Genomic DNA, 19241 nt, shown 5'->3' on the forward strand with positions numbered 1-19241 from the left:
GGTGTCGCTGCCTGAAGCAGCGCCCTGCAAGCCGGGATAACCAGCTGATTCAATAAAAAATAATTGCGCGCATCATAGCACATTCTGAACTGTTCCGGCGGCTGGCCCCGGTTACGCTTATTCAATAAATTCGAACATGGGTCTCGAAATATTGCGCTTTCACCGCGCCATCGATAACCGTAGAGTGTAAACCATTGAGCGGAAAGTCTTCCGCGTAACAGACAGGAAACCACCATGAGCAAAGTTTTAGTTCTGAAATCAAGCATTCTTGCAGGCTACTCACAATCAAGCCAGCTCGCTGACTTCTACATCGAACAGGCAAAGGCCCAGGGTAAAGAGGTTACCGTACGTGACCTGGCGGCTAACCCGATCCCGGTACTGGATGGCGAGTTAGTGGGTGCAATGCGTCCCTCTGATACCCCGCTGTCACCTCGTCAGCAGGAGGCTCTGGACCTGTCTGATGAACTGATTGCAGAACTGCAGGCTCATGATGAAGTGGTGATTGCCGCGCCAATGTACAACTTCAACATCCCGACGCAGCTGAAAAACTATTTCGACCTGATTGCCCGTGCTGGCGTGACGTTCCGCTACACCGAAGCAGGCCCGGAAGGTCTGGTTAAAGGCAAAACGGCAGTCGTTATCTCCAGCCGTGGCGGCATTCATAAAGATACCCCAACTGACCTGCTGACCCCTTACGTCAAGCTGTTCCTGGGCTTCATCGGCATCACTGACGTTGAGTTCGTGTTTGCTGAAGGCATCGCTTACGGTCCGGAAGTGGCCAGCAAAGCGACCGCTGAAGCGAAAGACGCTATCAAGCAGATCGTGACGGCATAAGTCTCACTCATCTCAGGATGACGCTGTAAAAGACCGGGCCATGCGCCCGGTTTTTTTCGCCGGTTACTGACTGCTCTCTGCCGTTTTTCTCAGCCACTGACCGTTCATGCCGCGCACATATTCCCCCGCTGCCGCACGGCTCACCAGCTTCTGTCCGGCAATACTGGCGACATCGGCCGTGGAGAGATTATTCTGTTCTGCCAGTCGCTGATACTCCTGCTGACGTCCGGCATTAATACGCTGCACCAGTGCCAGCGTTTCACTATCCTGCGCACGTGCCGCCAGATAGCCGGAGAGCGTTTCACCTGCTCGCCCCGATTGCCGCGCCTGATCCAGCGTCAGTGCCCAGGCAGGCTGCGCCATCGTCAGGGCGAGGAACAGCACCGCGCTTATGCGTTTCATCGTTGCTCTCCTCAGAACAGACCGCTCTGGTTTTTCAATAGCGCTTCCACGTCTTTATCGACTTTGATGTGGATCTCATGTTCGATTTTCACGTTCATGTTGATGGTGATGGGATCTTTAGGTGCCGTGACTTCAATGCGCGGCACGCAGCCGATGCTCAGCAGTCCGGCTGCCAGAACCAGTAGTGCCCTCAGGCTCATGGTGAAGTGTCCTTGTTGGATGGCAAATTCGCATGTTGCTCTAACCAGGATTGCAAATTATCGCCAAAGCGCAGGCTGCGCCAGAGCTGAAACAGGTTTTCCTGATGATGATAGTTGAGATTGACTGTCTGACGACGGTTACTGAACTGGCTGACGCCCTGCACCTGCGCCTCCATGATGAGGTCGCCAAGATTATCCAGATTGATCGTGGCCCAGCTGCGGGAGACTTCCATATAGCGTAACCAGTCCAGCGCGGCGCCCGTCGCCACGTTATTGCGGGTAATCGCATCCGCCATATCTTTATCCAGCCGGAAGGTCAGCGGACCGCTGTTGGCAATCCACCCTTTCTCCACCAGCCAGTGTGGATTATTGAGCCACAGCGGCAGCTCACCGTTGACCTTGCCCGACATGGCAAACTGTTTAGGTTTCAGCGCCGTCACCAGCTCGCTGAGGCTGATATTGCGCAGCGACACCCGGGCTGGCTCATGCTGCGGCATGCGCAAAGCGGGCAGCGTAATTTGTCCGCCCAGCAGATCAAGGCTGACATCCTGCAACGTCAGCGGCGCCTGTTCGGACCACGGCCAGTTACCCTGCAGGTCAGCGCGAATATTCTGCATCGCAAACTGGTTCTTAACCTCGGCAATGCGCAGTGATACCGGGCCATGCTGACCAAATTGCCATTGCTGCTCATGGAATCTGAACGGCAGCGAGAAGTCGATACCGTTAACCTGGCTGTCAGGCGTCCAGATGCTGCCCTGTTTTACCGTCCAGTGGCCTCCCGCCTGGAAACCCTGTTCACTTGCGGCGGAAAAAGCGACCTGTGCCTGCAAACGGCCGCCCTGGATCTGCATTTTCATGTCGGGGCTGAGCAACGGCTGAAACACCGTCAGCGACTGTGCCGGCCACCAGGCCTGGCCGCGCAGCCGTTCGCCATCCCAGCGGCCGTTAACCCGTAGCGGGCCAACCTTGCCCGCTTGTAAACTGCCTCGCCAGATAAAATAGCCGGGATCACGACCTTTAGCCTCAAAGTCGAGCGTGGAGTCTGCCAGATGTCCGCCATAGCTGAAGCGGGTCTCTCCTGCCTGCAGGCGGAAATGCCCATTGAACGCCGGATGCGCCGCATCACGCTGCCAGTTTACCGGTTTAGTCAGTGTCAGACGCGGTTTTGCAACGTTAACACTGCCATACGCCAGCTGATTAAAACCGGTAGACAAGGTATCCAGATGGATCAGGGTGTCGTGCCAGCCGCCCGTGCCTTTAACATCCCAGCGCGCCTGCAGCGGCAGCATCTCGCCACCTCCCCAGTAGCGCCAGTTCCATTCGCCCTTATCGGGCCAGAAATCATCGGCGCGGCCATCAAGATGCAACCGGAAGCGGCCAAAACTGGCATCGTGCGCATTGAGAATGGCCTGCAGGCGGCCATCAATACCCTGCGAGGAGAGTCGTACGCCCGCCAGCGGCCAGCGCGCTTCGTCCACTTCCAGCGTTGACAGCAACCGGCCACGCAGGCGCAGCAGCGATTTAGGTTGCAGCACCAGTTGAGGATCGAGGATCGAGCCGCTGAGCACGCCCGGAATGGAGCCGTAAAGTTGCAGGTCGGCCAGCTTGCTTTCGCCGGTTAGCTGAAACGGCAGGTTGCTGTTGGTCAGGCTGAGATTGCCGGGCCCGACGCCGAGCACCACGTTGCCCTTGCCGCCGCGTCCCTGGGTCAGCAGGTTAACGCGACCGCTAATCTGGCTACTTTCAAGGCCAGACTGCCAGTTATCCAGCGTCAGGTTAACAAACCCTGATAGCGGCTGAGCCTCCAGCGGCCAGAAATATTCGCCCTTTTCAATCCGAATCTGATCGCGGCTGATCTGCCACGGCAGTCTGAGAAGCGGCCTGGTCACTTCGGCCATTGCCACGCGTAGCTCGCCCTGCTGCTGCTGCCAGTTAAGCGTCAGCTTCAGGGGATGCGGCAGCGCGTCCAGCGCCAGCTGTCCGGTCACCTCGCCGTTCACCGGCAGATCAGTGGCAAAGGTGGGTAACGCCAGATGACCACTCAGCGTGACGGGTTCAGGAAGTGCAGGATGGGTGAGCGTCAGGCGACTGATAGCGAGCTGCTGACCGGTCAGCGTTGCCGCCAGCTGCAGATTATCGCCCTGATAACTGAGTTGCTGACGATCTTTTTCCAGCGTCAGATCCAGCGCGCCCGCATACGTCTGCCACGGCGTAACAATTAATTTGCCCAGATGAACGTCGGCGCCAGGCAGCATTGCCTGCCATTCGGCCAGCGTTTTGGGGGCTGCCGTGCTGCCATCACTGGCAGGTAATTTTTGCAGGCAGGTGCTATCCAGCGTCAGCTCTGACGCATTCAGTTTCCAGCGCGACTGATGCCAGCCCAGTGACACCGCCTTTACCGTTGCCAGGGAGCAATCCCCTGCGAGATAACGAAGTTGTGGCAACCACAGGCCACCCTCCCGCCAGCGCGGTGCGCCCGACAGCTCAATGCGGGTATCTTCAGGTAGCCAGATGCCGACCAGCCGCGGCAGCCATTGCGTGACAGTCAAGATCAGGCCGAGCAGCAGCAGAATCAGCGCCAGAATGGCGGCCAGCCGTCGCCGGAACATCCGTGGCATAAAAGCCATAATCCTTTTCCTTACAGTATCCTGACAACGATGATGGCATGTAATCTGCCAGAGGTGAAGGTCTGCGCCGGACACAAGTCAGCTGTTTCAGCAAAGTCAGTCAGAAAACGTTATCCTTGCTCTATCACCTCTGCAGGAGCACAACGATGAAAATCGCGGTTTACAGCACCAAACATTACGATCAGAAATATCTTGAGCAGGTCAATCAGCAGTTCGGCTTTGAACTGGTGTTTTTTGACTTTTTACTCTCTGAAAGCACCGCCAAAACCGCTGTGGGTTGCGATGCTGTCTGTATCTTTGTAAACGATGACGGCAGTCGCCCGGTGCTGGAAGAGCTGGCCGGGCTGGGTGTGAAATACATCGCGCTGCGCTGTGCCGGTTTCAATAATGTTGATCTGGCTGCTGCAAAAGAGCTGGGTCTGGAAGTGGTGCGCGTGCCGGCCTACTCACCGGAAGCGGTCGCTGAACATACTATCGGCCTGATGATGACCCTGAATCGCCGTATTCATCGCGCTTATCAGCGTACCCGTGACGCAAACTTTTCGCTCGACGGCCTGACCGGTTTTAACATGCATAACAAAACCGCGGGTGTTATCGGTACCGGTAAAATCGGGATCGCGACGATGCGGATTCTGAAAGGTTTTGGTATGCGGCTGCTGGCGTATGATCCCTACCCGAGTGATCAGGCGCTGGAACTGGGCGCGGAATATGTCGATCTGAAGACGCTGTTTGCTGAATCCCACGTCATTACCCTGCACTGTCCGCTGACGCCGGAAAATCATCATCTGCTCAACGCCGATGCGTTTAAACAGATGCGCGATGGGGTAATGGTTATCAACACCAGTCGGGGTGGTCTGATTGATTCACAGGCAGCGATTGACGCGCTGAAACAGCAGAAAATCGGCGCGCTCGGCATGGATGTTTATGAGAATGAACGTGATCTGTTCTTTGAAGATAAGTCGAATGATGTGATTCAGGACGATGTGTTCCGCCGTCTGTCGGCGTGCCATAACGTGTTGTTCACCGGCCATCAGGCGTTTTTAACCGCCGAAGCGCTGACCGCCATTTCTGAAACGACACTGAATAATCTCAGCCAGCTCGACCGGGGTGAAAACTGCCCGAACCGGCTCTCTGCCTGACTGTGCGGGCCGGAGCAATCCGGCCTGATCATCAGCGCGCGCAATTCCCGCCAATTAACGCCTGCTCATCACAGCGACGTCCATTCACTAACTGACACATCCCCACTCGCGAGCCATCCAGCTGATGTGAAAATGCCAGCGTTCCGCCCGCATTCGAACAGGTGCTTTCTGCCAGGGAAGACATCACCACCCGTGGCTGGATGTGGGCGGCGGTGGCTTGTTGCGGTGGCTCGTTATCATCACTGTTGCTGCTGCAGGCAGAGAGTAATAATGCGGCACCGGCCAGCAAAAAAGTGGCTGCTTTCATCAGTCGGACTCCGGGAAGTGGGGGAAAAGGCTGGCTCAGCATATGTCAGGCAGCACAACGGGTCGAGAGGTGAAACAGCTTTTTACAAAATTCTCCGGCGTCATTTGCAAGCAGAATTATCTTGTTTACCTGTTATCGCTGAACTGTCACCCTTTTTCGGCCCTTATTAATTCGGAGTAAAGCCATGTTAATGGATATGTTAATTCGCATAGCGCTGGCCGGTATTCTCGGCGGCCTGATCGGCATGGAGCGCCAGATGCGGGCCAAAGAAGCGGGACTGCGTACCCATATTCTGGTCGGTATCGGCAGTGCGATGTTTATGCTGGTATCGAAATATGGCTTCGCCGATATGCTCAATAGTGACCATGTGGCACTGGATCCCAGCCGTATTGCTGCCCAGGTAGTCAGCGGCATGGGTTTCCTTGGCGCAGGCACCATTATGATTCAGAAGCAGGTGGTGAAAGGCTTAACCACGGCGGCGGGATTATGGGTGACTGCGGCGATTGGTCTGGTGATTGGTAGCGGCATGTATGAGATAGGCATTTATGGCACAGTGCTGGCACTGGTGGTGCTGGAAGTCTTCCGCCGCCTGAGCCATTTTCTCATCGGTAAACATCATACGCTGCTGGTTTTTCTTAAGCCCAAAAGTGTGCCGCTGGTGCTGCTGGTCATGCAGCGGGAAGGCATTCGCTATGGCAATGTGACGGTGATTAATCGGGATGAGGAGAGTGGTCTGTGTGAGCTCAGCGTTCAGGTAACGCTGTCCCGCAAATCAAACGATGCTCACCTCTACGATAAGGTCATGGAGATCAAAGGAGTTCAGTCGCTGGAGATGATGTAAATTCCTTTCCATAAAGATCATTCCTGCTGAACACAGGCCGTTCAGCGCCAGGACGTTGCAGAAGGGAGTTATCGGTATGCACTGCCTTCTGCCCTCTCCATCAGATTCATCTATTATCATCATCATGCAGCCTGACCTGAGATATAGAGCCCGCCGGGAATTAATGTCATAATCCGTGATTGTTTATTAAGGTAACCATTTATCCGGTGAAAAATGCGCCAGAACTCTGACCATCGTGACGAAACCCTGTCCGCTTCTGTACGTAAAAGTAGCTGGCCAGTACTGAGCATGCTTATCTTTACGCTGATTGCGGGCGCTATGGCCATCATGATGATCCTGGATCATCGTAATTCCGTAAATAATGCGCTTGAGACCGGACAGTGTCTGGTGGGGGAAGGCGCTGAAAGTTTGCTGGAAATGCTCAGACATTTTTTACATCATGCTTATCGCTGGATTTTTAAAGCCTGTGGCTAGCAATAATAAATTCAGTGCAGCAGGAAATGCAGCAATCCGTGTCGGTTTACCAGCAACAAAACGCCGCAATACATGACTGCAACATAGCAGAGTAAAAAGAGTATCAGCGTCAATATAAATCGGACACCATAATTTTTTATATCGTGAGTGTTTACCGGATGTCTCATCGAATTTAAAGTTTGCTCCGTCCTTATTCACCTATATAGCCAGCAATTTAACGATTTGTTACGCTGCCCGCATTACCATGATGTGCGGAACGATGAAGTCACAGCAAGTCTCTCAGGAAAAACAGTTATGAGTGTAAAAATTAAAGCCGCCCTTTTTAACTTTCACATTCACTTTAATGGCTTTAATTTCACCCGTCTGCTTTGAAAAGCAACAGTTTTGGACGTGGCGATATGTGCCAGTAGAATAGATTCAGACTTAATGGGATACAAAAAAACTGATGCCGGTGCATGTTACGCATTCACAATTATAACCCGGCAGTGTCAACGCATATTCAACAGCAGCGTTTTTCAGATTCAGGCGCTAATAAAATTAACAGTGCATCAGGATATTTAACTCACTGCGAATTTATAGCAACAATTCGAAGGAAATTCTCAAATCAGATAAGCATAAAAAGAACGCCGTTTATGCATGATTGATTAATAGCGGTGCATGCTCTTTTTTTTGTTAACGGGTCGCTCTGATGAAATATCTGTTAATTATCTCAATCATTTTTATGACTGCGGGTTGTGCGGCAAAAAAAGAGAATGCGCGGGCTGATGCTTACCAGGCATCACTGCCATCCTGTTCTGCGCACAATGATGAAATCGATTGCCAATGGAAAGATGTCCCAGCCAGCTGACATCGCATAGTTGAACTCTGTTCGTGTTGTCTCAGCCCGCAATTTTTGGGTAATGACCTGTTAAGGCCTGCCCTCTTTTTTCACTGAGTACCGCCGCATCGATTTATGTCGCTGCTCCCTTAACGGGTAGTCTCTGCCGGATTCCCCGGGCGGCTATCCGCTGATTACTTCACTCCAGTACTGGCATTCGCGGCAACAATCCGTACCATACGCTGCATATTCGTGACACCGCAGTGAAGTGTCTGGCTGAACGCGCACGGCAATTTGCCCTTTAGCTACGCTTTCTGGATTTTGAGATAGGTAAAAATGCAAGATAATCAAACGGTTGACAAGAAAGAACAGTACAACCTCAATAAACTGCAAAAACGTCTGCGTCGTAACGTCGGCGAAGCCATTGCAGATTTTAATATGATTGAAGAAGGCGACCGCATCATGGTCTGCCTGTCGGGCGGCAAAGACAGCTACACCATGCTGGAAATTTTGCGCAGTCTGCAAAAAAGTGCGCCGGTCAACTTCAGTCTGATTGCCGTTAACCTCGACCAGAAACAGCCGGGCTTCCCTGAGCATATCCTGCCGGAATATCTTGAGTCGCAGGGCGTTGAGTATCGGATTATCGAAGAAGATACCTACTCCATCGTCAAAGATAAGATCCCGGAAGGCAAAACCACCTGCTCACTCTGCTCGCGCCTGCGCCGTGGCATTCTCTATCGCGTCGCAACTGAGCTGGGCTGTACTAAAATTGCGCTGGGCCACCATCGCGATGACATTCTACAGACGCTGTTCCTGAACATGTTTTACGGCGGAAAAATGAAAGGCATGCCGCCAAAGCTGATGAGCGACGATGGCAAGCAGATTGTGATCCGTCCGCTGGCTTACTGCCGCGAGAAAGATATCATCCGCTTCTCAGAAGCGCGTCAGTTCCCGATTATTCCGTGTAACCTCTGCGGTTCTCAGCCGAACCTGCAGCGTCAGGTGGTGGCCGATATGCTGCGAGACTGGGATAAGCGCTATCCTGGCCGTATCGAAACCATGTTCAGCGCGATGCAGAATGTGGTGCCGTCACACATGGCGGATATCAATCTGTTCGATTTCAAAAGCATTAAGCATGGCGATGCGGTGGTTGACGGCGGGGATCTCGCCTTTGACCGGGAAACCCTGCCTCTACAGCCTGTTGGCTGGCGGGCTGAAGAAGAGGATGCCCCTGATACCAGCGCGCGTCTGGATGTGATTCAGATTAAATAAGTGCTGGAAAGGTTAAGGGCGTGCTGCTGGCAGCACGCCCTTTTTTTATATATTGCGGTGCGGTGGTGGATCCATTATCGGCGGAAATTCCGGATCTGTCGGCGGATCAGGCTGGGGTTGTGGCTGAGGAATAGGCTCAGGAATCGGGATCGGATCCGTGGGGATCGGCTCGCTGTTAAGAATCGCGCTCATGCCGTACTCCTTTTGTTGCGAATGGACTTTAAGCTTAGGTAAGGAACGGCGTTACAGCCAGGCGGGCAAAAAAAAAGCCGGCACACGGGCCGGCATGTTTCGAATTAAATGTGCTATGCATTAATTCTAAATTAGGAAGTAAGACAATATGGAGCGCAACGCCCATCGCTTGACGTTGCATTCACCTGCGGGAGAGAGTTTGCGTCAGCAGCGACAATGGGTTCTTGATGTCGATCAGCTTTTGCGTCCTTTACGGGATTTTCAGCGCAGATAACCGATACGCTACGCATAACGTTAGAGCCAGCGCCGTTTGCGCAGGTACCCCGCTACCCCGACGGCCAGTGCCACCAGCAGCAGACAGAAGATAGAGAAACCGTATCGCCATTCGCCACCCGGAATACCGCCCAGGTTGACGCCAAACAGGCCGGTCAGGAAGGTGGCTGGCAGAAAAATCATCGCCATCAGTGACATGGTATAGGTACGACGGTTCATCGACTCCGCCATCGCAGAAGCAACCTCATCAGCCAGAATCGCGGTACGCGCCACCCCCGCATCCAGATCATCCAGCCCGCGTCCCAGCCGATCGGCGATTTCCTGCATCCGGCGGCGTTCGGTGTCATCCATCCAGGCCAGTTTTTCACTGGCCAGCCGCGCATAGACATCACGCTGCGGCGCCATATACCGCCGCATCACAATCAGCTGTTTGCGCAGCAGGCCGAGTTCGCCTCGTGCCGGCATCCGCTGGTCAAGCAGCGCATCTTCCAGCTCAATGATTTTGTCATGTAAATCTTCGATAAACTCGCTGGTGTGATCGGTCAGGGCATCACAGATATCGACCAGCCAGCTGCCGCAGTCAATCGGGCCGTTACCATTCTGCAAATCCGTGAGAACTTCATCGACAGCAGAAACTTTACGCCGCCGGGTCGAGACGATGAGCTTATCGTTGATAAATACCCGCATCACCACCAGCTGGTCGCGACGCGCATCGCTGTTGTGGTTGACGCTGCGCAGCACGATCATAAAGCCGTCGCCCAGCCGGCTGACGCGTGGACGCATACTGTCGCCCGCTAAGGCGTCACGCACGGCATCAGGGATTTGTGTCGTCGACTGCAGCCATTCCGCGCTCTTACGGTGGGTATAGTTCAGATGGAGCCAGCAGGGCTGCTCACACTGGATGACTTCATCTTCAGCAATCGGGATCATCCCGCCCTTGCCATCCAGCTGGCAGGAAATTATGGCATCTGAAACCTGTAACGCTTTTCCTTCAATTACGTCCACACCGTCGCCTCACTACTAAAATCAATACGATACAGTCTAGCGTGACGGTGTTGAGTTGCAATCTCCGGGCTGTGTAGAAAGATGTCAGAGGGTGGCCGGTTGACCGGCCACCTGCACTCAGTGCTTTTCAATCCACAGTTCGCGACTGTAGGCGACATCTTCAGGGTTAGTGATGGGATAGCCTTTGACCCAGGGTTTAATCAGGCGGCCATTGGTGTACTGATAGATGGGGGCGATCGGAGCCTGCTCAGCCAGGATCTGCTCGGCACGGTTGTAATCGCTGTTACGTACCTGATCGCTGGTCTCCCGGCTGGCTTTGGCGATAACCGCATCATAATCCGCGTTGCTAAAGCGCGCGATGTTGCTGCTGTTGCCCGACGTCAGCAGATTCAGGAAAGTGGAGGGTTCATTGTAGTCACCGACCCACGAGGCGCGGATCACATCGAAGTTTCCGCTGTTACGGCTGTCGATATAGGTTTTCCACTCCTGGTTCTCCAGCGTGACATCCACACCCAGGTTCTTTTTCCACATCGAGGCCACAGCAATCGCAATCTTCTGGTGGCTCTCAGAGGTGTTGTAGAGCAGTTTGAGTTTCAGCGGCTTGCCGGGACCGTAACCGGCAGCAGCGAGCAGCGATTTAGCCTGTGCATTCAGGCTGTTCTGATCGTGCTGTTGCATGAACGTGGGCAGTGGCTTAAAGCCTGCTGTCACATCTGGCGTAAAGTGCCAAGCCGGTTTCTCACCGGTGCCCAGCACTTTTTCAGCAATCACTTTCCGGTCGATAGACCAGGAGAGCGCTTTGCGAACCCGCACATCGGCCGTCGGCCCTTTCTGCGTGTTAAACGCGTAGTAGTAGGTGCCTAACTGGTCAGGTGTGTAGACCTCTCCGGGCAGGGTTTTCTTCAGTAGCGCATACATGTTTTTAGGGAAGGATTCGGTGATATCAATATCGTTGGATCGATAACGTTTAGTGGCGCTCGACTCTTCATTAATCGGCACGAAAGTCACTTTCGTCAGCACCGAATGGGCATCATCCCAGTAGTGAGGATTACGTGTCAGTACGATTTTTTCGTTCACTACGCGTTCGCTGAGCTGATAGGCCCCGTTGCCCACCAGTTTGCCGGGTGACGTCCAGCTGTCACCCTGTTGCGCAATAATTTTCTGCGGCACCGGGAAAAGCGCCACGTTAGCCACCAGCGCCGGGAACCACGGCACCGGACGATCCAGCGTCACCTTCAGCTGGTTTTTACTCTGGGCGACCACACCCAGCTTGTCGGGCGTCATTTCGCCTTTGGTTATCGCTGCCGCATTTTGAATACCGCTTAAGCCCGCGAACCAGGCAAAGGCTGAACTGTTTTTCGGATCGACCAGGCGCTGCCAGCTGTAGACAAAATCCTGAGCCGTAACCGGATCACCGTTCGACCAGCGCGCGTTATTACGCAGCGTAAAGACCCAGGTTTTGTTATCACTGCTGCTCCAGCTCTGCGCCACGCCCGGCACGATTTTGCCCTGCGCATCCTGATTGGTCAGTCCTTCAAACAGATCGCGTATCACCTGAATTTCAGGCAGCCCTACCGCTTTAAGCGGATCGAGCGAAGCGGGTTCATCTTTAATATGGCGAACGATCTGCTGCTGTTCAGCCAGCTGTGCGCCAGCGGGTGGATTCGCCGCGATGGCGGGTGTGATGATGCTGCTCAGGCTGATTGCTGCCAGCGTCATGCGAAAGGTCTTGACCATTATCACTCCTTTACCCCAAAGAAGCGCTGCATCAGTCTGTTGCCGATGCAACTTGTGCAGGGCACTTTAGCGCAAATGGCTGACAGATAAATAGCTATTTTCCGCGCACGGCTTTTCCGCTACTTTTAGTAAAACCCTTTGAGGAAATAACTATGTCGCCACTCCATCCACGTCCCCTGCGCGGCAAACTGGACGTCCCCTATCAGCAGTATGGCCGCTCAGTGCTGGGCGCGCCGCTGCTCTGGTTTCCGGCACCGCTGGGCGATCCCGAGAGCGGGTTGATTCTGGCGGGCACTCACGGTGATGAGAATGCGGCCATCGCCACCCTCTCCGCCGCATTACGGACGCTGCCTGATGGAATGCGTCGGCACCACGTGGTGTTGGCGGTCAATCCTGATGGCTGTCAGCTCGGACTGCGCGCGAACGCTAACGGCGTCGATCTCAACCGCAACTTTCCGGCGGCGAACTGGCAGTCAGGCGAGACGGTGTATCGCTGGAACAGCGCTGCCGATGAGCGTGATGTGGCGCTCTCGACCGGGGCTCATCCGGCTTCTGAACCGGAAACCCAGGCGCTCTGCGCGCTGATTCATCAGCTGAAACCACGCTGGATCGTCTCATGGCATGAACCGCTGGGCTGTATTGACGACCCGCATCAGGCAGAGATTGGTGGTTGGCTGGCCAGCCACACCGGCCTTCCGCGGGTCAGCAGCGTTGGTTATGACACACCAGGCTCATTCGGCAGCTGGTGTAAAGATCTCAGCCTGCCCTGCGTGACCGCTGAAATGCCGGTGATTTCAGTGGATGAAGCCACTGAAACCTACCTGGAGATGATGGTTAATCTGCTGCGCTGGCAGCAATGATCAGCTGACCGTTGCGCACTTTAATCGCCGGTTCTGCATCCACCGCCAGCCAGGTCGGCCCGTCGAGATCGGCAAAGCGGGTCTGCGGCACCAGCGGCAGTGCGGCGCGTATCGCCCGCGAGGTGCAGAGCATGCAGCCGAGCATGACCGCAAAACCCTGCTGCAGAGCCGCATTGGCCAGCGCCAGCGCCTCGGTCAGCCCGCCCGCTTTATCCAGCTTGATATTGACCATCTCATAACGGCCTCGCAGCGACACCAGGCTGTCACGGGTGTGACAGCTCTCATCGGCGCAGATCGGTAATGGATGGATAAAGTTCTCCAGCGCCGCATCCTCACCCGCTGGCAGGGGCTGTTCCAGCATCGCCACATTGATGTCCGCCAGCAGCTGACAGCGCGCCGCCAGACCTTCAGCGTGCCAGGATTCATTGGCATCCACAATCAGGGTCGCGTCCGGCACGGCGGCGCGAATCGCCATCAGCCGTTCGGTAATGAAATTATTATCCAGCTTAATCTTCAGTAGTGTTGCCCCATGCTGCCACAGCGCCAGCGCGCTGCTGGCCATCGCCTCGGGAGTATCAATGCTGACGGTCTGCGCGGTCACGACATCCTCAGGTGCGGTCACACCACTAAGCTGCCAGAGGCTGCTCTGCTGCTGGTGTGAGGCGAGATCCCATAGTGCGCTGTCAATGGCGTTGCGCGCCGCCCCGGCGGGCAGCGTCTGTTGTAACGCCTCGCGCGTCATGCCCTGTTGCAGCGCGGGCAGCAGCGCGGCGATCTGCGCCAGTACCGACGCCTCGCTTTCACCATAGCGCGCATAAGGCGTCGCTTCGCCAACGCCTTTTACTCCGTCTTCCTCAATTTCAACCACCACCACTTTGACTTCAGTGCGGGTTCCACGGGCAATGACAAACGGCGTATGCAACGGCCAGGCTTCGGGATAACTTTTTACCGTTCTCATTTCCACTCCACAATGTGCGACGCAGTGGCAGACCGCCACGTTAAATTCCACAATTGAACTCGTAAACCCTTAACATTTATGTCATAAACAACGGCTATCTTTAGCCGTTTTGTGTCAGATCTTTTTTATCATTAAAAGGAATCACTATGTCTCAGACTGTTCATTTTCAGGGTAACGCCGTACCGGTTGCTGGTCAGTTTCCTCAGGCTGGCGATAAAGCCAAAGCTTTCACGCTGGTAGCGAAAAACCTGGTCAACGTCGCGCTCTCTGAGTATGCAGGAAAACGCAAAATTCTGAACATTTTCCCGAGCGTAGATACCGGTGTCTGTGCTTCATCGGTGCGCAAGTTCAATCAGGCTGCAAGCGAACTGAATAACACCGTGGTGTTATGCATCTCTGCCGATCTGCCGTTTGCCCAGTCGCGCTTCTGTGGCGCAGAAAACCTGAACAACGTGGTGACGTTGTCGACGCTGCGCGGCTCAGAGTTTAAATATGATTATGGCGTGGAAATTGCCGATGGTGCGCTGGAAGGTCTGACCGCACGTGCCGTGATTGTGCTGGATGAGAACGATAAAGTGATCTACAGCCAGCTGGTTGATGAAATCACCACTGAGCCTGATTATGACGCTGCGCTGACCTCGCTGAAGTAATAAAAAAAGCGGATAACCAGGTTATCCGCTTCTCATCTTCTGTTTGCCGTTTACTCGCTTTCGGTGCGCTTCTGCCCCAGACCATACTCCCGCAATTTATTCGCAATCGCCGTATGCGACACACCAAGCCGTTTTGCCAGTTTTCGGGTGCTGGGATAGGAGAGATAGAGCCGCGTCAGAATCGACCGCTCGAAACGACTGGTGATCTGATCCAGCGTCCCTTCCAGCGCCTCATCGCCCAGTGACACATCCAGTGCCTGTTCAGGCAACACGATATCCTGCGGACGCAGTTCGTAACCTTCCAGTTGGGTTAACGCCCGATAAAGCGCATTTTTAAGCTGACGCACGTTACCAGGCCAGGCGTAGCGAGTCAGAAAAGCGTTAAGTTGCGGCGAGAGTCGCGGACGCGCCATCCCCTGCTCATCCGCAAAGCGGGCAACAAACATCTCGGTCAGCGGCAGAATATCCTGCGGACGATCGCGCAGAGGCGGCAGTTGCAGCGTCAGCACATTGAGCCGGTAAAAGAGATCCTCGCGGAATTCTCCGCGCTGCACCAGCTCAATCAGGTTTTTCTGCGTAGCGCAGATTACCCGAACATTGACATGCACTTCATGCTCTTCACCGACGCGGCGGAAGGTGCCATCATTGAGAAAACGCAGCAGCTTGGTCTGCATTCTCGGCGACATCTCACCAATCTCATCCAGCAGCACAGAGCCGCCGTTAGCCTGCTCAAAAAAGCCCTTCTTACCTTCCAGCGCATTCGGATAGGCTCCGGCGGCATGACCAAACAGCTCGCTTTCGGCGACGTCATCGGGCAGAGAGGCACAGTTCAACGCCAAAAAGGGATTCTTACCGCGGGCACTGCGCAGATGGCAGGCGCGTGCCAGCATATCTTTCCCGGTGCCGGTGTCGCCAACAATCAGTAAAGGCGCATCGAGCATCGCCAGTTTCCGCGCCTGATCCACCACCTGACGCATCTTCGGCGTGACAGCAATGATATGGTCAAACTCCGATTCATCGGTGACCACCAGATTCTGCAACTGACGACCCATGCGGGCTGTCGACTTCAGCATCACCATCGCCCCCACTGGCCTGTTGATCTGGCCCTCTTCGCCCGGCAGATAAATAGGACGCGCTTCCATCAGAAAATCGCGGCCCTCAATGACCACATGCTGCGCCTGCGCTTCAACCCGATCGCTCTCCAGCCAGCGCATGAAGTTGAAGCCGTTAATCAGATTACCGGCGCTAAAGTTGCGCATCTTCTCTTCATCGAGATTAAACAGGTTCTGTGCGGCCGGATTAGCCAGTTCAACCTTGCTTTTCAGATCGATGGAGAAAACCGGATCCGGCATCGCCACCAGCAGGGCGCTCAGCGCACGATGCTCGCGTTCAGAGGGCATGTACGCTACCGTGCGCACATCTGTTACGCCCGGTGTACGCCGGATTTCAGCCATCAGATTGCTGAAGGCATCAAACTCCAGTGCAGAAAAGTTCAGGTAGATGCGGCCCAGCGCCGTGATTTCGATACCGCGTAAATCAATGTTGCGTGCCACCAGCAGATCGAGCAGTTCACGCGTCAGACCGAGTCGGTCCTGACAGAACACTTCCAGACGCATTGCGTTCGCCTTAATCAGGTTCAGATAAGACAATAATACGCTAAGTCGCGCACCTGCAGAAAGGGATCTGTCAGGAAAAGTTGACAGCTCCGACGCGTATGGCGGACTTTTGTACTGCCCGAGAAAATCCTGATGAGTGGTCACAAATGTTTGCCGGGATGGCGCATTTTATCAGGGAGAAAAATGGAATGGCCTACACGCTGCCAGCGGATCCGGTGATCACTGATGAGTCGGGCTGTCCGGGTGAGTGTCTGGTCATCGACTCCCGACAGGTGCTGCGCCAGCCACACTAAAGAATAAAGGCGGCAATGCCGCCTTTAATTTGTCACAAGAGCGTCAGGCTGACTTATTGCCGCCCTTCTGCAACGCCTCTTTCAACTGGCCCAGCAGCTCACGACGGAAATCGCCAAGCCGTGGTTTATCCTGCTCCAGCCACGGCAGTGGACGGCACAGTTCCATCGCTTTGATGCCCAGTCTTGCAGTCAGCAAACCCGCGCCAATACCCTGCGCGGCGCGCGTGGAAAGCCGGGCGGCGATATCCTGAGACATCCAGTCCATACCCACTTCCCGCACCAGTTCGGAAGCCCCGGCAAAGGCCATGTTGAGCAGCACCAGACGGAACAGCCGGATGCGGCTGAAGTAGCCCAGCTCAATGCCGTAAATAGCCGCGATGCGATTGACCAGCCGCAGATTACGCCAGGCGATAAACGCCATATCCACGAGCGCCAGCGGGCTGACCGCAATCATCAGCGTGGCTTCCGCAGCATGACGGCTGATTTCGCGCCGCGCCTGCCGATCCAGCACCGGCTGCACCAGTTGCGCATATAAGCGGACAATTTCACTGTCATTGTGGGTTTCGTGCAGCGAGGCATGCCAGCGCTGCAGGGCCGGATGCGCCTGATCCAGCTCTGCCTGCTGCGCCAGTTTTTCGCAGAATGCCCGGCCTTTGCCGATACCATGACTGTGCAGCAGCTCACGGCCCACATCCCGCTCTTCGGCGCGCTGACGCAGCTGATAGAGACGACGCCACTCGGTGGTCAGCGCACCCACACCCGCCAGGACAATCAGACCACCCGCCACGCCGCTGCCCAGTGAAAACCAGTCGCGGGCCAGCCAGGCGTCATGTGTCCACTGGACACCCTGCGCAATCACGCTGACGCCAAACAGCAGCACGCCAGCGGTCACCAGTTTGCGCCACAGGCTGCGCTTAGGTTTCAGCGCAGCCTCCACCGCCCGTTCGCCTGCGCCCTCCTCTTCGACAGCGACTTCTTCATCCTGCACCGCCAGAAACGCCGCCTGCGCTTCCGCTTCAAAAGTCTGTGCCGGGCGCAGCGGCGTGGCGCTGTTCTCATCCAGCGGACGGGCAAAATCGATACGCGGCTTCAGCGGATCACTCATCGCAATTTATCTCCCAATAAAAATTCCAGCGCGGCATCCATGCGGATATGTGGCAGCGGGCGATCGACGTCAAGCTGCTGCGGCCGGAACTGTTCAAACTGAAAACCCTGCTGCTGCCAGAAGGCATTACCGGGCAGACGCGGCGGGACTTCACCCGGATAGACGGTGAGCGGCTCACCATCATCCAGCCGGTTTCCGCGCAGGGCCGGGATCTTCTCGCCCCGGTGATCGACCAGCCCGCTCTGCGTCGCCTGCACCGACGCCAGCCCGATGCAATCCATGCTAATCCCCTCAAACGCCGCGTTCTGCCAGGCATCCTGCACCAGCTGCTGCAACAGTGACACCATATTGCCGTGCTGATCGCTGGTGATGTGATCCGCCTTGGTGGCGGCAAACAGCAATTTGTCGATTACCGGTGAAAAGAGCCGACGAAACAGGGTTCGCTGACCGTAATGAAAACTCTGCATCAGCTGCGTCAGTGCCAGCCGCATATCGTTAAACGCCTGGGGTCCGCTGTTAAGCGGTTGCAGGCAGTCAACCAGCACAATCTGGCGGTCAAAGCGCAGGAAATGGTTTTTATAGAAACCTTTCACCACATGCTGACAGTAGTAGTTAAACCGCTGCTGCAGCATGCTGAAGTTACTGCCCTTGTCCGCCTGCGCCAGCTTAGTGAGTTGCGCTTCATCAGCCGTCGGCCAGGGGAAGAACTGCAGCGCGGGAGCGCCTGCCATATCGCCAGGCAGCACGAAGCGACCGGGCTGAATAAAGTGTAAGCCTTCAGATTTGCAGCGATGCAGATAGTCGGTCCAGGCAGCGGCAATCTCTGCCAGCTGGGTTTCATCGGCGGGTGCAAGCGGGTCGAGTTTTTCGCAGAGGGTTCGCCATGGCTTTGCCCACTCAGCACGATCGCCCTGCAGCAGACCGTTCATCTGCCGGGACCAGGCGAGATAATCCTGCGCCAGCATCGGCAGATCCAGCAGCCATTCGCCGGGATAGTCGACAATCTCCAGATAGAGTGTCGCGGTCTCTTTCAGGTGACGCAGCAGCGAATCATTGGGACGATAACGCAGCGCCAGTCGCATTTCGCTGACGCCGCGTGTGGGTGTGGGCCAGGCAGGCGGCGTGCTGTAGAGCTGTGCCAGCCCTTCGTCATAGGTGAAACGGGCCGTGCCCATGTCACGCTGGGGTACCCGCTTTACGCCTAACAGGCGCTCATCCCGCACCACGGAAAACAGCGGCAAACGCGCGCCGCTGTGAACGGTTAAAAGCTGATTAACCAGTGAGGTGATGAAGGCGGTTTTGCCGCTGCGGCTTAATCCGGTTACCGCCAGCCGCAGGTGGCGATCAACGCCACGGTTCATCAACGCCATCAATTCAGTTTGCAGTCTTTTCATCTTTCTCCCTGATGAAGCGCGATGCCAGCCGGTTCATCACGCGTTTCAGCAATGGCTCAAGCGCCACAGCCAGCAGCAGACGTAACGGGCGTCGCGCTACCGATTTCACTGCCCAGCCAGTGACACCGGCGGGACCGTAGGTAACAGCATTAATAATGATGAATTTGGCGGCCGACTTCAATGCAGGTGCCGCGCGGTGACGAAAAGCAGTGGATCGCGAAAAAGACATCAACACCTCCATTGAG

18 protein-coding genes are annotated in these 19241 nt (G+C 55.3%); 7 read left to right on the top strand and 11 right to left on the bottom strand.

Annotation, left to right across the window (positions count from 1 at the left end; all coding sequences use genetic code 11):
* Positions 1-234: 234 nt before the first annotated feature.
* Positions 235-834 carry an FMN-dependent NADH-azoreductase gene (azoR, locus tag HFD94_RS08030; RefSeq protein ID WP_010244651.1) on the top strand — a complete coding sequence of 200 codons (600 nt, stop codon included), beginning with the start codon at positions 235-237 and terminating at the stop codon, positions 832-834.
* A 63-nt stretch (positions 835-897) separates the two neighbouring features.
* Here azoR and HFD94_RS08035 read toward each other — a convergent pair whose 3' ends face one another.
* Genes HFD94_RS08035 through HFD94_RS08045 form a run of 3 tightly spaced genes read right to left on the bottom strand, consistent with a single transcriptional unit; the run spans position 898 to position 4063 of the window.
* Complete coding sequence (locus HFD94_RS08035; protein WP_167432978.1) at positions 898-1236, bottom strand: YdbL family protein; 339 nt, start codon at positions 1234-1236, stop codon at positions 898-900.
* 11 nt (positions 1237-1247) lie between these two features.
* Entirely contained in the window at positions 1248-1436 is a 189-nt protein-coding gene (locus HFD94_RS08040) for a YnbE family lipoprotein (protein WP_009090058.1), read from the bottom strand.
* A complete protein-coding gene (locus tag HFD94_RS08045) occupies positions 1433-4063 on the bottom strand; it encodes a YdbH family protein (protein ID WP_167432979.1) in 2631 nt (876 codons plus the stop codon). Before HFD94_RS08045 ends, HFD94_RS08040 begins: the two co-directional genes overlap by 4 nt.
* A 146-nt stretch (positions 4064-4209) precedes the next feature.
* Between HFD94_RS08045 and HFD94_RS08050 the strand changes: the two genes are divergently transcribed.
* On the top strand, positions 4210-5202 hold the full coding sequence (locus tag HFD94_RS08050; RefSeq protein ID WP_167432980.1) for a 2-hydroxyacid dehydrogenase: 993 nt from the start codon (positions 4210-4212) through the stop codon (positions 5200-5202).
* 31 nt (positions 5203-5233) lie between these two features.
* Here the strand turns inward: HFD94_RS08050 and HFD94_RS08055 are convergent, their stop codons facing one another.
* Positions 5234-5509 (bottom strand): DUF333 domain-containing protein, encoded by a 276-nt coding sequence (locus HFD94_RS08055; RefSeq protein ID WP_003853763.1) that lies wholly within the window; start codon positions 5507-5509, stop codon positions 5234-5236.
* Positions 5510-5693: 184 nt separating this feature from the next.
* On the opposite strand from HFD94_RS08055, the gene HFD94_RS08060 reads away from it, so the two are divergent.
* From HFD94_RS08060 to ttcA, 3 genes are all read left to right on the top strand, one after another.
* Positions 5694-6350 carry an MgtC/SapB family protein gene (locus tag HFD94_RS08060; protein ID WP_010244641.1) on the top strand — a complete coding sequence of 219 codons (657 nt, stop codon included), beginning with the start codon at positions 5694-5696 and terminating at the stop codon, positions 6348-6350.
* A 213-nt stretch (positions 6351-6563) separates the two neighbouring features.
* Positions 6564-6824, top strand: a complete 261-nt coding sequence (locus HFD94_RS08065) for a hypothetical protein (protein ID WP_022625602.1) — start codon at positions 6564-6566, stop codon at positions 6822-6824.
* Between the two features lie 1153 nt (positions 6825-7977).
* Positions 7978-8913, top strand: coding sequence for a tRNA 2-thiocytidine(32) synthetase TtcA (ttcA, locus tag HFD94_RS08070; RefSeq protein ID WP_122888838.1), 936 nt, complete (start codon positions 7978-7980; stop codon positions 8911-8913).
* A gap of 486 nt (positions 8914-9399) precedes the next feature.
* Here ttcA and zntB read toward each other — a convergent pair whose 3' ends face one another.
* Positions 9400-10383 carry a zinc transporter ZntB gene (gene zntB / locus HFD94_RS08075; RefSeq protein ID WP_010244630.1) on the bottom strand — a complete coding sequence of 328 codons (984 nt, stop codon included), beginning with the start codon at positions 10381-10383 and terminating at the stop codon, positions 9400-9402.
* Positions 10384-10500: 117 nt separating this feature from the next.
* Positions 10501-12120 carry an ABC transporter substrate-binding protein gene (locus tag HFD94_RS08080; RefSeq protein WP_122888837.1) on the bottom strand — a complete coding sequence of 540 codons (1620 nt, stop codon included), beginning with the start codon at positions 12118-12120 and terminating at the stop codon, positions 10501-10503.
* Positions 12121-12272: 152 nt separating this feature from the next.
* Here HFD94_RS08080 and mpaA point away from each other — a divergent pair, with 152 nt between their 5' ends.
* A complete protein-coding gene (gene mpaA, locus HFD94_RS08085; protein WP_010670220.1) occupies positions 12273-12980 on the top strand; it encodes a murein tripeptide amidase MpaA in 708 nt (235 codons plus the stop codon).
* Here the strand turns inward: mpaA and ycjG are convergent.
* Positions 12955-13938 carry an L-Ala-D/L-Glu epimerase gene (ycjG, locus tag HFD94_RS08090; RefSeq protein WP_122888836.1) on the bottom strand — a complete coding sequence of 328 codons (984 nt, stop codon included), beginning with the start codon at positions 13936-13938 and terminating at the stop codon, positions 12955-12957. The two genes, mpaA and ycjG, sit on opposite strands and share 26 nt — an antisense overlap.
* A gap of 146 nt (positions 13939-14084) precedes the next feature.
* Between ycjG and tpx the strand changes: the two genes are divergently transcribed.
* Complete coding sequence (gene tpx, locus HFD94_RS08095) at positions 14085-14588, top strand: thiol peroxidase (protein ID WP_052271823.1); 504 nt, start codon at positions 14085-14087, stop codon at positions 14586-14588.
* A gap of 50 nt (positions 14589-14638) precedes the next feature.
* Here the strand turns inward: tpx and tyrR are convergent, their stop codons facing one another.
* The 4 genes from tyrR to pspD form a co-directional block, all read right to left on the bottom strand.
* Positions 14639-16204: a transcriptional regulator TyrR gene (gene tyrR, locus HFD94_RS08100; protein ID WP_010244616.1), complete on the bottom strand. Its 1566-nt coding sequence runs from the start codon at positions 16202-16204 to the stop codon at positions 14639-14641.
* A gap of 336 nt (positions 16205-16540) precedes the next feature.
* Complete coding sequence (locus HFD94_RS08105) at positions 16541-17602, bottom strand: YcjF family protein (RefSeq protein WP_122888835.1); 1062 nt, start codon at positions 17600-17602, stop codon at positions 16541-16543.
* Entirely contained in the window at positions 17599-18996 is a 1398-nt protein-coding gene (locus tag HFD94_RS08110) for a YcjX family protein (protein WP_010244602.1), read from the bottom strand. Before HFD94_RS08110 ends, HFD94_RS08105 begins: the two co-directional genes overlap by 4 nt.
* On the bottom strand, positions 18977-19225 hold the full coding sequence (gene pspD / locus HFD94_RS08115; RefSeq protein ID WP_010244599.1) for a phage shock protein PspD: 249 nt from the start codon (positions 19223-19225) through the stop codon (positions 18977-18979). The genes HFD94_RS08110 and pspD overlap by 20 nt, the downstream gene beginning before the upstream one ends.
* Positions 19226-19241: the final 16 nt, after the last annotated feature.

Source organism: Pantoea sp. EKM20T, assembly GCF_011800485.1.
GTDB lineage: Bacteria > Pseudomonadota > Gammaproteobacteria > Enterobacterales > Enterobacteriaceae > Pantoea > Pantoea agglomerans.

What these genes read in the sequence shown, in the direction of transcription:
- HFD94_RS08040 (WP_009090058.1), bottom strand. Translation starts at nt 1,436, where the DNA reads ATGAGCCTGAGGGCACTACTGGTTCTGGCAGCCGGACTGCTGAGCATC.
- mpaA (WP_010670220.1), top strand. Translation starts at nt 12,273, where the DNA reads ATGTCGCCACTCCATCCACGTCCCCTGCGCGGCAAACTGGACGTCCCC.
- HFD94_RS08045 (WP_167432979.1), bottom strand. Translation starts at nt 4,063, where the DNA reads ATGGCTTTTATGCCACGGATGTTCCGGCGACGGCTGGCCGCCATTCTG.
- HFD94_RS08110 (WP_010244602.1), bottom strand. Translation starts at nt 18,996, where the DNA reads ATGAAAAGACTGCAAACTGAATTGATGGCGTTGATGAACCGTGGCGTT.
- tpx (WP_052271823.1), top strand. Translation starts at nt 14,085, where the DNA reads ATGTCTCAGACTGTTCATTTTCAGGGTAACGCCGTACCGGTTGCTGGT.
- HFD94_RS08055 (WP_003853763.1), bottom strand. Translation starts at nt 5,509, where the DNA reads ATGAAAGCAGCCACTTTTTTGCTGGCCGGTGCCGCATTATTACTCTCT.
- HFD94_RS08080 (WP_122888837.1), bottom strand. Translation starts at nt 12,120, where the DNA reads ATGGTCAAGACCTTTCGCATGACGCTGGCAGCAATCAGCCTGAGCAGC.
- HFD94_RS08105 (WP_122888835.1), bottom strand. Translation starts at nt 17,602, where the DNA reads ATGAGTGATCCGCTGAAGCCGCGTATCGATTTTGCCCGTCCGCTGGAT.
- HFD94_RS08065 (WP_022625602.1), top strand. Translation starts at nt 6,564, where the DNA reads ATGCGCCAGAACTCTGACCATCGTGACGAAACCCTGTCCGCTTCTGTA.
- HFD94_RS08060 (WP_010244641.1), top strand. Translation starts at nt 5,694, where the DNA reads ATGTTAATGGATATGTTAATTCGCATAGCGCTGGCCGGTATTCTCGGC.
- azoR (WP_010244651.1), top strand. Translation starts at nt 235, where the DNA reads ATGAGCAAAGTTTTAGTTCTGAAATCAAGCATTCTTGCAGGCTACTCA.
- HFD94_RS08050 (WP_167432980.1), top strand. Translation starts at nt 4,210, where the DNA reads ATGAAAATCGCGGTTTACAGCACCAAACATTACGATCAGAAATATCTT.
- ycjG (WP_122888836.1), bottom strand. Translation starts at nt 13,938, where the DNA reads ATGAGAACGGTAAAAAGTTATCCCGAAGCCTGGCCGTTGCATACGCCG.
- HFD94_RS08035 (WP_167432978.1), bottom strand. Translation starts at nt 1,236, where the DNA reads ATGAAACGCATAAGCGCGGTGCTGTTCCTCGCCCTGACGATGGCGCAG.
- tyrR (WP_010244616.1), bottom strand. Translation starts at nt 16,204, where the DNA reads ATGCGTCTGGAAGTGTTCTGTCAGGACCGACTCGGTCTGACGCGTGAA.
- pspD (WP_010244599.1), bottom strand. Translation starts at nt 19,225, where the DNA reads ATGTCTTTTTCGCGATCCACTGCTTTTCGTCACCGCGCGGCACCTGCA.
- ttcA (WP_122888838.1), top strand. Translation starts at nt 7,978, where the DNA reads ATGCAAGATAATCAAACGGTTGACAAGAAAGAACAGTACAACCTCAAT.